The sequence below is a fragment of the Longimicrobium sp. genome, from assembly GCA_036387335.1.
GTDB lineage: Bacteria > Gemmatimonadota > Gemmatimonadetes > Longimicrobiales > Longimicrobiaceae > Longimicrobium.
On sequence record DASVTZ010000105.1, the window covers coordinates 64,935 to 79,677 of the forward strand.

General features: G+C 66.7%; 12 protein-coding genes. 6 read left to right on the forward strand and 6 right to left on the reverse strand.

Annotated features, from left to right (window positions below; all coding sequences use genetic code 11):
• Window positions 1–42 precede the first annotated feature (42 nt).
• Window positions 43–258 (forward strand): hypothetical protein, encoded by a 216-nt coding sequence (locus VF647_09320; GenBank protein HEX8452283.1) that lies wholly within the window; start codon window positions 43–45, stop codon window positions 256–258.
• Window positions 259–1,014: 756 nt separating this feature from the next.
• Here the strand turns inward: VF647_09320 and VF647_09325 are convergent.
• Entirely contained in the window at window positions 1,015–1,677 is a 663-nt protein-coding gene (locus VF647_09325) for a hypothetical protein (GenBank protein HEX8452284.1), read from the reverse strand.
• Window positions 1,678–1,766: 89 nt separating this feature from the next.
• Entirely contained in the window at window positions 1,767–2,621 is an 855-nt protein-coding gene (locus VF647_09330) for an AraC family transcriptional regulator (protein ID HEX8452285.1), read from the reverse strand.
• Between the two features lie 464 nt (window positions 2,622–3,085).
• On the opposite strand from VF647_09330, the gene VF647_09335 reads away from it, so the two are divergent.
• Window positions 3,086–4,189, forward strand: coding sequence for a hypothetical protein (locus VF647_09335; protein HEX8452286.1), 1,104 nt, complete (start codon window positions 3,086–3,088; stop codon window positions 4,187–4,189).
• A gap of 549 nt (window positions 4,190–4,738) precedes the next feature.
• On the opposite strand, the gene VF647_09340 is transcribed toward VF647_09335, so the two are convergent.
• Entirely contained in the window at window positions 4,739–5,248 is a 510-nt protein-coding gene (locus VF647_09340; protein ID HEX8452287.1) for an SRPBCC domain-containing protein, read from the reverse strand.
• 5 nt (window positions 5,249–5,253) lie between these two features.
• Entirely contained in the window at window positions 5,254–5,604 is a 351-nt protein-coding gene (locus tag VF647_09345) for a metalloregulator ArsR/SmtB family transcription factor (GenBank protein ID HEX8452288.1), read from the reverse strand.
• 187 nt (window positions 5,605–5,791) lie between these two features.
• Between VF647_09345 and VF647_09350 the strand changes: the two genes are divergently transcribed.
• The 4 genes from VF647_09350 (at window position 5,792) to VF647_09365 (ending at window position 13,204) form a co-directional block, all read left to right on the forward strand.
• The gene (locus VF647_09350) at window positions 5,792–7,654 is read left to right on the forward strand and encodes a DUF885 domain-containing protein (protein HEX8452289.1); all 1,863 of its coding nucleotides are present in this window, start codon (window positions 5,792–5,794) and stop codon (window positions 7,652–7,654) included.
• A gap of 42 nt (window positions 7,655–7,696) precedes the next feature.
• Window positions 7,697–9,604, forward strand: coding sequence for a hypothetical protein (locus tag VF647_09355; GenBank protein ID HEX8452290.1), 1,908 nt, complete (start codon window positions 7,697–7,699; stop codon window positions 9,602–9,604).
• 378 nt (window positions 9,605–9,982) lie between these two features.
• Window positions 9,983–11,563, forward strand: a complete 1,581-nt coding sequence (locus tag VF647_09360) for an RNA-directed DNA polymerase (protein ID HEX8452291.1) — start codon at window positions 9,983–9,985, stop codon at window positions 11,561–11,563.
• Between the two features lie 279 nt (window positions 11,564–11,842).
• Window positions 11,843–13,204 carry a solute carrier family 23 protein gene (locus VF647_09365; protein ID HEX8452292.1) on the forward strand — a complete coding sequence of 454 codons (1,362 nt, stop codon included), beginning with the start codon at window positions 11,843–11,845 and terminating at the stop codon, window positions 13,202–13,204.
• Between the two features lie 18 nt (window positions 13,205–13,222).
• Here the strand turns inward: VF647_09365 and VF647_09370 are convergent, their stop codons facing one another.
• Complete coding sequence (locus VF647_09370; protein HEX8452293.1) at window positions 13,223–14,053, reverse strand: hypothetical protein; 831 nt, start codon at window positions 14,051–14,053, stop codon at window positions 13,223–13,225.
• 224 nt (window positions 14,054–14,277) lie between these two features.
• Window positions 14,278–14,727, reverse strand: a complete 450-nt coding sequence (locus VF647_09375; protein ID HEX8452294.1) for an SRPBCC family protein — start codon at window positions 14,725–14,727, stop codon at window positions 14,278–14,280.
• Between the last annotated feature and the right edge of the window lie 16 nt (window positions 14,728–14,743).

Below are 14,743 nucleotides of genomic sequence, written 5' to 3' on the forward strand. Positions count from 1 at the left end.
CCGCCTCAATCCCCTCAGACCCTCGTTCGGAGGAGGTAATCCATGAATGGAAGCAGATTGATCCGGCAGACGCACCGGTGGGTGTCCATCGTCTTCACGGTGACCGTAATCGCCAACTTCGTCGCCCTCGCGCGCGGAGGAGGAGCGACGCCCCCGCCCTGGATCACGTACTCGCCGCTGCTCCCGCTCGCCCTGCTCCTGTTCAGTGGCCTGTACCTGTTCGTGCTGCCCTACGCCAGCCGCCGGGGCACCCGCTAATCCTTAAGCGGAAGAGATCGCTCACCATATGGCCGTCCGGGAGTAGACGAATGCATGTACGGACGTGGCTCGCGCTACTCGTTCTGCTGGGAGGATCTTCGGGATTTCGGATCTCCGGGTCCGGGCAGGAGATCTCGCGACGACTTCGCGCGGCGGCGATCAGCGAGGCGGTTCTTGCACGACGGAGCGAAATACGTGAGGAATTCAAGGTGAATGCCTGCAGCGTATATGCGGCATTGGATCGCCATGCGGATTACGCGAAACTTCTCGACCGCCGAGTCGTGATGATGCTGAGTGGTGAGACCTCGAATGGATGCGCGGCCCCGAGAGCTTATGTTTCGGGATCGGGCCCGTGGTGGGAGGTGCAAGCTATTACGGAGGGAAGTGGTACTGAGATGATTCTTCGAGCTAGATTCGTCGCTCCGTTCGCCAGCGAACGGGATGAGGAATATGTAGTTGAGCGAGGGGATCAGGGGAGCGGGGTTCGGGTGACCATGATCCGTCTATTGCGCACAATCGACAAGATCACTCAACCTCTGGTACCGGGTCGGACAGCTCCGCGGAACTAAGACAGTGACTATCCCGGCAGATGCGTGTCTGCTCGGGAGCAACCCTGTGAGGATGCTTACGAAAGTTTTCTTGCGCGCGAGACGACGGAGCGCCACCAGCCGCGGGGGGTGGCGCGAGCTGCTGCCGGCCATGCCCTCCTTCCAGCAGCGGCGGTGACAGGATCAAGCGCGTGGAGCAGGAGTCCACCTACACGCCGCTCCCGAACCCGCCGGAAGCCGGCACGCTCGTCGTCGCGAGGGCGACAGGGACGGGTGCCGCCGCCGACGATCGAGCCCGGACCGGCCACAGCGAAGCGAACACGCACCACAGGCCGAACAGCGCGATGCCTGCGAAGAGGGGGCCCAGCTCGTCGTGGCCAAGCACACCCACCACGATGGCCGCCGCGCCGTGCGCCGCCACCCCCGCCACGCCCAGCGGCGCGATCCACCCGGATCCGAGGGCTCCCGCGCGCGCCGCGGCCACGATCACCCAGATCATCCCGAGCGCGAAGAGCGGATAGACCAAGGGCGTGAGCAGCATGTGCGTGCTCAGCACCGGTGTGGGGCGCCCGGCCTGGAGATGGTGCGCGTCCACGAAGGCCGCGGCGTGGAATGCGGCCTCCACCACCTGCAGCGCCGCCACTACCACGCCCACCCGCAGCCACGAGGTTCTCTGCCCGAGCGCCAGTAGCCCCGCCACCAGCGCGACGTGCCCGCCCAGCATCAGGAGGTGGGACGATATCCAGCCCGGGTCGGCGAGCATCACGGGCATGCCGCCGCCGCGGGGGTGGGTGAGCGCGCCGGGAACCATCATCAGCCCGGAGATGAGGAAGAGCATCCGCCAGGCGGCGGGGCGGGAGGAGATCGGCATGGAGGGCGCACCCCGGGTTGGATGATTGGAGCACCGGACGCGCCAACGTACCGGGTTCCATCCCACCCGTCTTGTACCAGGCGGACACGTCAGCCGGGCCGCGCTCCAACTCCTGGCGAAGAAGGCCCTTCACGCTCGGCATCCGGCGCGCCTTCCCCCATTACGTGCCCCACCGCCGGCCGCACCGGCTGCGCCCGGTACTCCTGTGGCGTCATTCCCGCGATCGCGCGGAAGTCGTGGCAGAAGTGCGCGTGGTCGTAGTAGCCGGCGGCGTGCGCCACGCGGCCGATGGTGGCGTGCGGCGCGTGCAGGCGGTGCAGCGAGCGTATGAAGCGCGACAGGCGCAGGTACTCGCCCGGGGATACGCCGACCTGCTGGGTGATGAGCCGTCGCAGGTGTCGCGGGGAGATAGCGAGCGCGGACGCCGTCTCGCGGAAGGGGTCGGCGGCGCGGCTCTCTCGCAGACGGGCGCACGCCTGCGCCACGAGCGCCGCGCCACGCGGCGGGCGCAGCCGCGCAAGGAGCCATGCCACCAGCAGCGTGCGCTGGGCATCGAAGATGGCGGTTTCGCGCAGCGCATCGCCCAGGGATCCCAGGCCGGGAATGGCCTCGGCGCCGTGCGCCTCCCGGTTCAGCAGCTCGCCCGCCGGCAGGGGGACCAGCGCCGCCGCCCCTTCCGCGTACAGGCTCACGCCCAGGAGATCCATGGTGCCGGTTGCCCGCACCTGGTACGGCGCCGTGCGCAGCCCGCCTACCCACACGGACCCCTCTTCCGCCGTGGCCGCCCCCACGAGCGGGTCGCCCAGGTTGAAGAGCAGGTCCACGTTCCCCTTGGGCAGGATGGTTTCCCGCGCACAGGGGCGCGCCAGGCGGATCCGGAAGATCGCCTGGATGTAGGGGTGGAGCGGATGGGCCGGCGGAGGCCGGTACTTGTCGACGGGCATGGGCGGATCGCCCTGGCGGAGGACGGACTACGAAATCGGCTTACAGCTTCGCGGCCTGGGTTCCCTGGCTCACGGGACCACTCTAGCAGCGATGGCTTCCGAGAGAAAGGGCCGAACCCCTGCCGGGCTCGGCCAGCACGCCGTCCAGCTGGCTCACCGCCGACCGGCTGGATACTTCACGGTTCACCCATCACCATTCAACGACCTGACGGCTCGCCGTGAGCCGGACGAAGCGCTTGAGCAGCTGATAATTCGCCGCCGACGGCTGGACCGTCGCTCCACATATAATGACATTTGACCGCTATCATCGATTTAGGCCCGGCGTCGGTGACAACCGCGTGCGAATTCTCTTCCAGCGCACTCCACAGACTGCATGACGGCGGGATCCAGGTTGAGCGGGGAATTCAGCGGCCGGTGATCCGAAGTACTTTCGTCAACTAGAAAATCGTCATCGCAGAATTGCAATGCTCGTCTATCTGGACACTGCGCATTTCTCGTATTTAGCGGACACGGCCGACCCAGGCATGGTGCGAGCGTTCTTCCAGGCATGGGATCGGGCAGAGTGCGCACTGGCTTTCTCCGTCCCCCATCTGAAGGAGCTCGCCCAGCTGGGCGACTCGCGCGAGCGCCGGCTGGCGAGCCTGGAGCGATTTTCTGAGATTCGCTTCTCGCCTGAGGTCTCCGTTAAACTGATGCTCGAGGAGATCAAGCACCACTATGACGCGCGTAGCCGAGGCGAGATCGCTCCCGCGCACGCGCTCCGCAACCGCCTTTTCCCCCGCTCTGATCTCCGGGAGATCCGCGCAACCCTTTCCGATCTGGATGAGATTGTCCCCGAGATTCGGACGCTCAACGAGCGCCATGCTGAATTTGTAAACGAGTATTTGAAGATGAGGCCGTTCATCAACGAGTTGAAGCAGATCACCCATGGTAAGCCGTGGCTCGAGGAGCTCTCACCTGAAGTATTGCGGCTGACCAGTGAAGATGTTGAAGCGGCAAGGCCGAAGGTGCAGAATCCGGAACTCGCACCGCTGAAGGCAATCTACGGTCGGGTGAAGCGCGAGCGCGGTCGTGGCGCTCCTCTGCCGAACGGGTTCTACGAGGCGGTGCCGTCGCTTGCCTACTTGCAGCTACTCGATGAGCCCGGCATCGCGCGGAGACAAATCCCTGAGGAGGACCTCGAAATGGCGGCCGCATTCTATAGGCTGGCGATCGAGGAACTCGGGATTCAGCGATGCGAAAGCTCGTTTCTGACAACTCCATGGAGCATCGTTACCGATGAGATGGACCCGTACGCGTGCCCAGGTTGGAACCTCTGGATCGCAATTTTACGAGGGTTGCGAAGCGCCGGGAAAAACGCCGATGCAAGTGATCCGATCGATTGGGAGCATCTTTTCCATCTTCCCTATGTTGACCTAGCGTTCGTGGACAAACGGATCCTCGGTCACCTCCACGACCAGAGCAGGCGGCCCGGCTTCGGGCTGACTCCAGACGCGGTGTCGCACATTCACCGCGCCCCGAACCTGGAGGCCGTGATTCGCGAGATTCAGGCTCATAGCAGAACCTGATGACACACGGTGCAGCGGTCAAACGGGAGTAGACGAAGCAGCACGGCCCTAAGCCGGCGGTCTTCGGCTGCGATTCGCACCGTACCCTGCCCCGCTTGCGACGGTACCTCGGATAACGGGAAACGGCTTTGCCGCGGCCGACAAAGCCCCTACAGCATCGTCCAACCGGCAATCCGATAATCCAGGAGTCACAATGCTCAGACGAATCCGCATCATCCCTCTGCTCGCCATGATCCTGCTCACCAGCGGCGCGCCGCTCGCGACGGCCTGCGGAGGCGGGGACGGGCCCACGAACTCCTCGGGGTGCTGCACGGTGTGCAAGGAGGGGAAGGCGTGCGGCGACTCCTGCATCAGCAAGAGCTCGACATGCACGAAAGGACGCGGCTGCGCCTGTAACGCATAACCAGGTGGGTGTACGAGTGGAGTTGCTCCTTCCGGCGAGCACTTCGCGGGGGCGCTGCACCGTGAAGCAAGCGGCCGGCACATGAGAAGGTGAAAAGGGCCGAACCCCATTCCGGGGCTCGGCCCTTTTTGCATTTCCGGCTTCGATCAGCCGGCGCGCTCCGTCGGGGCGGGTTCCGCCAGCACGCCGTCCAGCTGGCCCATCGCCGACCGGATGCCCTCCTCCATCCCCATCTCCACCAGTTGCTGCATGGCTTCGGGGCTGGGGAAGGTGGTCACGGACGTGAACTGGGATCCCGTGGCGGTCGGCGCGAAGGTGAAGACCATGCGCATGCTCGGCATGGCGTCGTTGGGGGTGCCGTCGTCGTGCGCGAAGCCGTCCTCGACCTCGATGCGGCGCACCGGCTCCACCGCGACGAAGCGCCACCAGCCGCGCGCGGTGGTCCCGTCCGGGCCCGTCATGAAGTACTCGGAGCGGCCGCCGACCTCCATGTCGTGGCGGGTGAAGGTGGCGGGCCACGTCTCCGGGCCCCAGAACCTTTCCAGCTGCCGCGGGTCCGCATACGCCGCCCAGAGCCGCTCCACCGGCACGGGATAGTCGCCGACGATGGTCAGGGTGAGGGCGTTCGCGTCGGAGGAGACGGATGTCACGGGCATGGCTTTTACTCCTGGAGACGGGGTTCAGAGAAAAGGGCGTCGATCTGGCTGAAGCGGGCCTTCCACAACTCCTCCAACTGCGCGAGCAGCTCACGCGCTTGCGCGATCCGCTCCGGGTTGCCGCGGACGATGCGCTCGCGGCCCTGCGTGTGCTTGGTCACCAGCCCCGCTCCTTCCAGGACGGCGACGTGCTTCTGCACCGCCGCGAACGACATCTCGTACCGCGCCGCGAGCGTCGAAATCGACGCCTGCTCCCCCGCCAGCACCCGCGCGACGATGCTGCGCCGCGTCGCATCGGCGAGGGCGTGGAAGAGGCGGTCGATTTCCGCATCGCTGAGGGAAGCATATGCAACCATATGGTTGTAGGGTAAGTTCGAATTGTGGGCGGCGCAAGCGTCTCGTGTGCGGCGCCTGGCGGGACTGGGGCGGCCGGGGTGGTTGTAGATGCCGCCGCGCCGATGCACTTTGTGGGATGGAGACGATGCGGGAGCACCGGGTCCGCGTCCTGTCACGCCTCACCCTCTGAAGCCGAGCCATCTGACGATGTCGAACGACCCGACCGCACACGGACTCTTCACGCGCCGGGAGATGCTGGCCGCGCTGGCATCCGTCGCCGCGCTGCCGCTCGTGTCCGCGTGCGGCGCCGCCCGCACGTCGCAGGCGACCGCGGCGGCCCCGGCGACCGACGCCGACCGGAACGCCATCGCGCTCCTCGACCGCATCGGCAACGACCTCCTGAACCTCTTTCCGGAGTCGGCGACCTCACTGGGGCTCGACGTCGGCGCGCGGGCCGGGCTCCGGTCCCGGCTAGCGGATCGCTCGCCGGCGGGGCAGAGGCGCGTGGCGCAGCAGCTTCGCGCGGACCTGGGCCAGCTCGCGGCCGTCGATGCCAGCCGCCTCTCGCACCCGGTGCGGACCAGCGTGGAAGTCGTGCGCAGCGCCTACACGACGGCGCTCGAGGGCTTCGCGCTCCCCTACGGCGACATCACCGTGGGCGGCTGGCGCAACACGCCCTACGTCGTCATCCAGAACGTCGGCGCGTACCTGGACGTCCCCCGCTTCCTGGACAGCGATCACACCGTCGAGAACGCCGCCGATGCCGAGGCGTACGTCGCGCGGCTTCAGGCGTACGCGCGGCAGCTGGACGGCGAGCTGGAACGCGTGCGGGAGGCGCGCGCGGCCGGCCTCGTTCCGCCCGCCTTCCTGCTGGACAAGGCGCTGACGCAGATGCGCCTCTCCGCACAGGGCGCGCGCGACGGCGGGATGCTCGTGGAGTCGCTGGAGCGGCGGACGCGCAACATCCCCGGCGACTGGGCTGGGCGCGCGCGCCGCATCGCCGCGCAGGAGATCGCGCCGGCGCTGGACCGCCAGATCCGCGAGCTGGAGGCGCAGCGCGCCGTCGCCACGAACGATGCGGGCATCGGCACGCGGCCGCACGGCGCCGAGTTCTACCGCTGGGCCCTCAAGGCGTCGACCACCACCACGATGTCGCCGGACGAGGTACACGAGCTGGGCCGAAGCGAGCTTGCGCGGCTGCACGCGCGCATGGACGCGATCCTCAAGGAGAGCGGCTACACGCAGGGCACCGTGGGCGAGCGGATGAACGCGCTGGCCAGGGATCCGCGCTACAAGTTCGCCGAGGGAGACCCGGGGCGCGCCGAGATCAGGCGCTTCATCGACGACCGCCTCGCCTGGATCCGCGCGCAGATGCCGCGGGCGTTCAACACCGTCGTCAATCCGAACATGGAGGTGAAGCGCCTGCCGCCCGAGGAGGAGCCGGGCGCGCCGGCCGCGTACGGCGGCGCCGGGTCGGTGGACGGCAAGATCCCCGGCCGCTTCTGGATCAACCTCCGCACCACGGACCTGCACAGCAAGTACAGCCTCGCGGATCTGGCCTTCCACGAGGCGATCCCCGGCCACATCTGGCAGGGCGAGTACACGCACGGCATGCCGCTGGTGCGCCAGATGCTGGCGTTCAACGCCTACTCCGAGGGCTGGGCGCTCTACGCCGAGCAGCTCGCCGACGAGCTGGGCGCGTACGACCGCGATCCCGTCGGCCGGCTGGGCTACCTGCAGTCGATCGCCTTCCGCGCCTGCCGCCTGGTCGTGGATACGGGCCTGCACGCCAAGGGGTGGACGCGCGAGCAGGGCGTGCGGTTCTTCGTGGAGGTGAACGGCTCCAACCCGCTGGAGGTGGCCAGCGAGGTGGATCGCTACTGCTCGTGGCCCGGCCAGGCGTGCGGCTACAAGGTGGGCCACAGCGAGATCAACCGGCAGCGCGAGCGGGCGCAGGCCGCGCTCGGCCCGAGGTACGATCTCAAGGCGTTCAACGACACCGTCGTGCTCGGCGGCAACGTGCCACTCGACGTGCTCGCGAGGAACGTGGACGAGTATCTGCGGCGGTAGGCGCCCGTCCTCCTCGCTCCCTTCCTCCCCCGGAACGTGCGCATGGAAAACAAGGTCCTCGCGGGAACCGTGCAGTCCGGCGCCGCCGGCTTCACGCCGCTGGCGGGTGTTCCGGTGACGCTCTACCGGGCCACGGCGGACGCCCCCGTCACCATCGGGCAGGCGGTGACGGACGCGGACGGCGCCTTCGCCATTCCCGTCGCCGATGCGGAGGCGGACACCATCTACTACGCCACGGCCCGGTACCGGCCCACGGCGCTGCTGGTAGCCGTGGTGGGTCCGCGGGTCGAGGGGCCCGTCACCCTCAACGAGATGTCGACGGTGGCGGCGGCGTACAGCATGGCGCAGTTCAGCGATGGAAGCCGCATCGCCGGCAACGCGTTCGGGCTGCGCATCGCGGCGGGGATGAACGGCAACCTCGTCGCGCCGGGGATCGGGATGCAGTCGCCCGTGCTGCTCACCCCGCCCAACGCCAACCAGACCATCGGGCTGCAGACCATCGGCTCGCTGGCCAATATGCTCTTCCAGTGCCTGCGCTACGGCGGCGAGTTCGAGCGGGAGCTGTTCGAGCTCACCACGATCCACGGCCGCGAAGCCCCCACGGACATCTTCCAGGCGGTGCAGAACATCGCCCATCATCCCGCCAACAACGTGGCCGAGCTGTTCGCGCTGTCGCGGAGGGCGATGCAGTACTTCGGGCCGGCGCTGGAGAGCGCGCCCGACGCCTGGACGCTGGCCGTCAAGTTCAACGACACGGGAGACGGGCAGACGCCGTTCGGGGGCCCGGCCAACATCGCGTTCGACCGGAACGGCTACGCCTGGATCGCCAACAACGTCGTCCAGGGCACGCCGAACTCGGGGCACTTCATCGTCGTCCTGCGGCCGGACGGAAGACCCGCGCGGGGCACGGAGGGGAAGCCGGCGTCGCCCGTGTACGGCGGGGGGCTCAAGGGCCCGGGGTGGGGGATCACCATCGCCCCGGACGACCACGTGTGGGTGGGCAACTTCGGCTGGGGCGTCAAGGCGGAGAACCCGCACCACGGCAGCGTGTCGGAGTTCCTGCCGGACGGCACGCCGATCTCGCCCGAGCACGGCTGGCACACGTACGTGAACCGCGTGCAGGCCACGGTGGCGGACCGGCACGGCAACATCTGGATGGCGAGCTACGGCAACGGCCGCGTGGTGGTGTACGTGGGCGGCGACCCCGGCCGCGCGCTCTTCGCCGACAGCGGCAGCTACCCGTTCGGCATCGCGGTCGACGGCGACGACAACGTGTGGGTCACCAACGGCGGCGGGCTGGGATGGCCGGTCGCCGAGCAGGGCACCGTGGCCCGCTTCCGCCTGCGCGATCCCCACACGCTGGAGACGACGCTGGCCCCGCAGCCCGTGGGGAGCGCCACCAAGGTGATCGTGACCGACTCCGAAAACCACGTCTGGGTGGCGTCCAGCGGCGACAGCAAGGTGTATCAGGTGGGCTCCGACGGGTCCGTCCTCGGCGCCTACGACGGCGGCGGCATCGACGGGCCGTGGGGGCTGGCGGTGGATGGCGACGACAACGTCTGGGTGGCCAGCTTCGGGTCAATGGGGGTGACCAGCGAGTTCTCCGGCGCGCTCTCCACGCTCAAGGGTGCCAACCGTGACGCCAGCCCTGCGGGCGTGGATACCGGCACGCCTCTCTCACCCCCGACCGGCTACACGCTCCGCTCCGGCGGCGCCCCGGTCACGCTCCCCAGCGGCGAGCCGCTGTACACCGACGGCAAGGTGTGCTACACCCCCTTCATGCGTGCCACGAGCTGCCAGATCGACCAGGCGGGGAACGTGTGGGTGGTGAACAACTGGAAGCCCGGCTTCGCCACCGACTTCGACCCCAAGAGCGGTGACCCCGGCGGCGACGGCATCGTGATCTTCGTGGGCCTCGCCCCGCCGCCGCAAAGGCCCGCCGCGGGCTGAGCGAGCTCAAACGGAGAGCCGTTGCCGGGGCGGCGGGGCCGGTGCGTGCCGCGTTTTTAGGAGGAGCAGGACTGGTGACCCAGGCAGGCGCAGGGCGGGGAGTGGATCTTGACGGCGACCTGCTTCTGCACTCCCGCGCACGGTGCGGAGGGCACCCTGCTTTGCGTGTGCCAGCGTGTACATCCGTGGTTTGGTTGCCCATTAGAGCCCAGCACGGCTATTATTGCCGAACCCGCCGGCTTACGCGCGGTTCGCGTGTGAGGCAGTCATCATGGCACAAAGCCATCATGGCAGCTGTTGACCAACGATGCTGATACGCGGCCTGAACGCATACGGTGCAAGGTTTGTTGATCGCTTTCGTCCGGAGACTAGTCGATCATGCAACTCCACGACTTCCTCGCCCGTGGGTACTTTCCGAAAGAACTCCCGCCCCCATTCACGACCGTTCCGTTTGCTGATTTCGTCACAGCAACCAATCTGACAATTGATCCTCGCCCCGGGACAACAGCGCGAGGCTTAATTACGCGTGCGTGTGCTCATGACCTAGCACGTCCAGGGAATCTACGTAGAGCACTGCAGATTCCTCATCCATTGAACTATTACCAGCTGTGCGATGTAATTTCGAAAGAGTGGGGGAACATCGATGCGCATTTGAACAAGGCTGCGTTGTCCCTGACAAGGCCAGTCCAGGACCCACTCGCATTTCGCGCAGTGCGAACACAGCGGGAAGGCGGAGAGCTGCCGCACATCCGAGCTCAGAACAGAGCCACTTCAAGAGTGATCTTAAAGGCCGACATTTCGCGCTTTTATCCTTCCATTTACACGCACAGCATACCTTGGGCTCTCGACGGGAAAGCAGCCGCAAAGAAGGTGCGATCTGGCGGACTCGGCAATGACTTAGATCTTTTTCTCCGGAATTCGCAGGATGGGCAAACACTCGGTATTCCCATAGGCCCGGATGCATCGTTAGTTGTAGCAGAAATTATCGGAGCCGCTATTGATTCCGAATTAGAGAAATCTGGTTTGAAGGGCTTCAGATTCATGGACGATTTCGAATTTGTGTTTCCTTCGCGCCAGCAGGCGGAGGCTGCGATTCCACGGATTGAGCACGTATTACGTGAGTACGAGTTGGCCTTGAACTCGTTCAAAACAAGCGTTGAGGATTTGCCCCGCCCCCTCGAGCGTCGGTGGGTTGATACACTGCGCTACTTTGATCCCGCCGAGACTGGTCATATGGACCAGAGCGATGTGTTACGATATTTTGATCTTGCCTTCAGCCTCCGTGAAGCAGAGCCTTCTGAGGCGATTCTGAGTTATGCTATTGCGCGGTTGCGGTCAGTGGTCGTGGATGGCGACGCCTGGGAATTATTCCAGGACCTCATGTTCCAATGCGTGATGGTCGAGCCTGGTTGCTTGCAATCTGTCGTGTCTCTTTTCCATCAAAAGGGTACGCGGGCGGTATCGCCGAAATTTGGGAACGCACTTGAGCAGGTGATTGCATTGCATGCGCCTCTGGGTCATGCATCAGAGGTGGCCTGGGCAGTGTGGGCCGCCATCTGGTTCAAGTTAGAGCTATCTGGAGCTACTGCTCTGATCTTATCCACACAAGCAGATTCGGTCGTGGCACTTCTTGCGCTACATGCGCGCGATGCTGGCTACATCGATGCGGCAGCGGATTTTTCCGACTGGGAGGCGATGATGACTCAGGATAGCCTTTACGATGGGAACTGGCTGCTAGCGTACGAGGCTGAGATCAAGGGCTGGCTGCCTACGCAGGGGCACGTTGATGCAGACCCGAATTTGTCACAACTGAAAGCCGCAGGTGTTTCCTTTTACGACGTGAACGTCGCCACACCCACGATTCGGCCTGTTGCCACAGGTCCTTATGGAGAACCCCTTCCAACTTTCAGCGCTCGAGAGGCTCCGAATGTTGAGGATGATGATGATCTTTCGTTCTGAGCGGGTGCGTTGCATTTGGGGTGCATCGATCGGGTGCGCCTTGTAATCCAGAGCGCTGAGATCGAGCAGCATCCCATTCGCTGGTGTCGGGAACACATGTCGAGATCGAGGCGCACTCTGGGCGCACCAGCGTCGTGCTGCCGCGTGCCGATCATCCTTCCAGGGATGGCTCGCCCCGGTGGGTCGCGTTTCCCATGAAATGATCTTACTTACGCAGCCTCCGGTGCGGTTGTTCGGTGCTTTCAGGGATAGGCCATTCACATCCTCCCCATCGCCCCTATGCCCTCCCCCACACGCGTAACCTTCTTCCCCCGCTGGACCCCCGTCGCGAGTGGTGTAATCGGCCCTGAGGAGCGGCTGCCGTGGGGGCAGACGCTGGTGGTGGGGCTGCAGCACGTGTTCGCCATGTTCGGGGCGACGGTGCTGGTGCCGATTCTCATGGGGTTCGATCCCAACACATCCGTGTTCTTTTCGGGGATCGGGACGCTGCTGTTTTTCGCGGTGGTGGGCGGAAGAGTGCCGAGCTACCTGGGGAGCAGCTTCGCGTTTGTGGCGGTCACGCTCGCGGCGACGGGGTACGCCGGGAAGGGGCCGAATCCCAACATCGGCGTGGCGCTGGGCGGGATCATCGCGGCGGGGGCGCTGTACGCGGTGATCGGGCTGATCGTGATGGCGACGGGGTACCGGTGGATCGAGCGGCTGATGCCTCCCGTCGTCACCGGCTCGGTGGTGGCGGTGATCGGGCTGAACCTGGCGCCGGTCGCGGTGCGCGCCATCAGCGGGAGCGGCTTCGACTCCGCCATCGGGCTGGCGACGGTGCTGGCCACGTGCGCGGTGGCCGTCTACGCGCCCGGGCTGCTGCGCCGCGTGCCGATCCTGCTGGGCGGGGTCATCGGCTACCTGCTGTACCTGGTGCTGGCCAACGGGATGGGGTTGGGGCCCGCGGTCGACTTCGCGGCGCTGCGCGATGCGGCGTGGATCGGGCTGCCCAACTTCTCGCGCCCCGTCTTCCGCTGGGACGTGGCGCTGCTCTTTGCGCCGGCGGCGCTGGTGCTGGTGGCGGAGAACCTGGGGCACGTCAAGGCGGTGGGCGCCATGACGGGGCAGTCGCTGGACCGCTACCTGGGCCGCGCCTTCCTGGGCGATGGGCTGGCGTGCATGCTGGCCGCGTCCGGCGGCGGTACGGGCGTGACGACGTACGCCGAGAACATCGGGGTGATGGCGGTGACGCGCATCTACTCGACGCTCATCTTCCTGGTGGCGGCGATGGCGGCGGTGGTGATGGGGCTGTCGCCCAAGTTCGGGGCGCTGGTGGGGACGATTCCGGGGCCGGTGCTGGGCGGGCTTTCGGTGGTGCTGTTCGGGCTGATCGCGGCGACCGGCGGGCGCATCTGGGTGCAGAACCGGGTGGACTTCTCCAATAGCCGCAACCTGGTGACGGCCGCGGTGACGCTCACCGTGGGCGCGGGCGACCTGGTGCTCAAGCTGGGCGGGTTCTCCGTCGGCGGCATCGGCACCGCGACGTTCGGGGCGATCATCATCTACCAGCTTCTGCGCGAGCCCGCGGAGCGCCACGATGCCCTGGGCACCGCGGACTCCGGCGTGGATCCCGAGACGGTGCGGGCCGCGGCACCGCACTGAGCTCCCGCGGCGTCCGGCTTACTTGATCACGCGGTTGAAGGCGGCGCCATGCGCGGCCGCTTTTGCATGCCGTTCCCGCTCCACCGTGGCGGCGGCTTCGTTCGCGGCCGCGAACAGCTCCTCGAACCGGCGCAGGTCCTCCTCGCGCTGGAAGCGCAGCTCGCGGCCCCCGGCGTACTCCACCCGCGGGTCGATGCGGACCAGGTGGCGGTGAATATCCAGCAGTGCCTCCGCCAGCCGCACCGATCCCTGCACCGGGCGCACGGGCTCGGGCGGGACGATGTCGCGGATCTCGCTGGCGGGGAGCCCCGACTCCCGCGCCAGCGCCGCGATGTGCTCGTCCGTCCACGCCGCCGCGGTCCTGTCGATCTCGGTGATGGCGGCGAGGCGGGCTTCCAGGTGCTTCCCCACTTCGGGGTGGGCGCGCGCGTTCGCCTGGTACTGCCCGGTCTCCCAGGCCGCGATCATCTTCTCGCTCGCCAGGCCGTGCCGCTTCATCACCTCCCGGGTCCAGAGCGTGCCGTCCAACGTTATCCGGCTCAAGACCCAGATCCGCTTCGCCCGGGTGGTGGTGGGGACGGGCCGGCCGGTGCTCTCCGGCGGCGGGGCGCTGCCCGTGGTGTCCTGCCCCCACACGCGCAGGTCGACCAGGTGCTCGATCTCCCGCGCCACCTCGTCCTTTTCCGTGACGGCCCGGTCGGTGTTCGTGGACACGCGGTAGAAGAAGGTCCCGACGACCGCGCACGCGGCTACGAGGAGGGCCCAATCGAGGGCCGTACGCCACCTGGGGCGCTCCGGCGGCGGAGGTGGGCGGGGCGGCAGCGGCCGCTGCACGGGGAGCGGAGGCATGCCGGCTCCACAGGTGGCGCATGCGGTGGAGCCGTCGGGCAGGGCGGCGCCGCACTCGCGGCAGGCGGTCGAGGACATCGCGGGTGGGGCAAGAGGTTGTGATCCGTCAAAGGATCAAGATGTCACGCAAAGGCGCAAAGACGCGAAGGAAAGGCACGACTTTATTTGCGCCTTTGCGTCTTTGCGTGAGACCTTCTTTCCTTCGATGCACACGGATGGCGGCTTCAGGGGCTCTCGCTTGCGAGCAGCGCTTGCAGGCGGTCCAGGTTCTGCTCGTTGGCGGGATCGCAGATGGGGCGAAGCCGTTCAGCGGTCTCGGGGGTCTCGAACTCCTGAACCCAGGTGAGATGCGTGTGGCCATCCTGGGGGGTCAGGGTCACCGTCAGCGTGAACAACGGCTCGACGACGTGCTCGATCACGATGCGGGTGTCGGGCTGGATCTCGCGGAAGACGCTCTCGTTGGGGTAGTCGGCGCCGTTCGGTCCGTGCATCACGAAGACCCACCGCCCGCCGGGCTTGAACTCGAACCGCTCAAAGGTGTTTGTGAAGCCGCTCGGGCCCCACCACCGGGCGAGCTGTTCCGGCTGCTCGAAGGCAGCGAATATCGCTCGCGGGCTGGCCGGCAAAAGGCGCTCGGTGCTGAGGGCGGCGCTCGGGTTGTTCGCTTGGGACATCGGCGGCTCTGCTGGA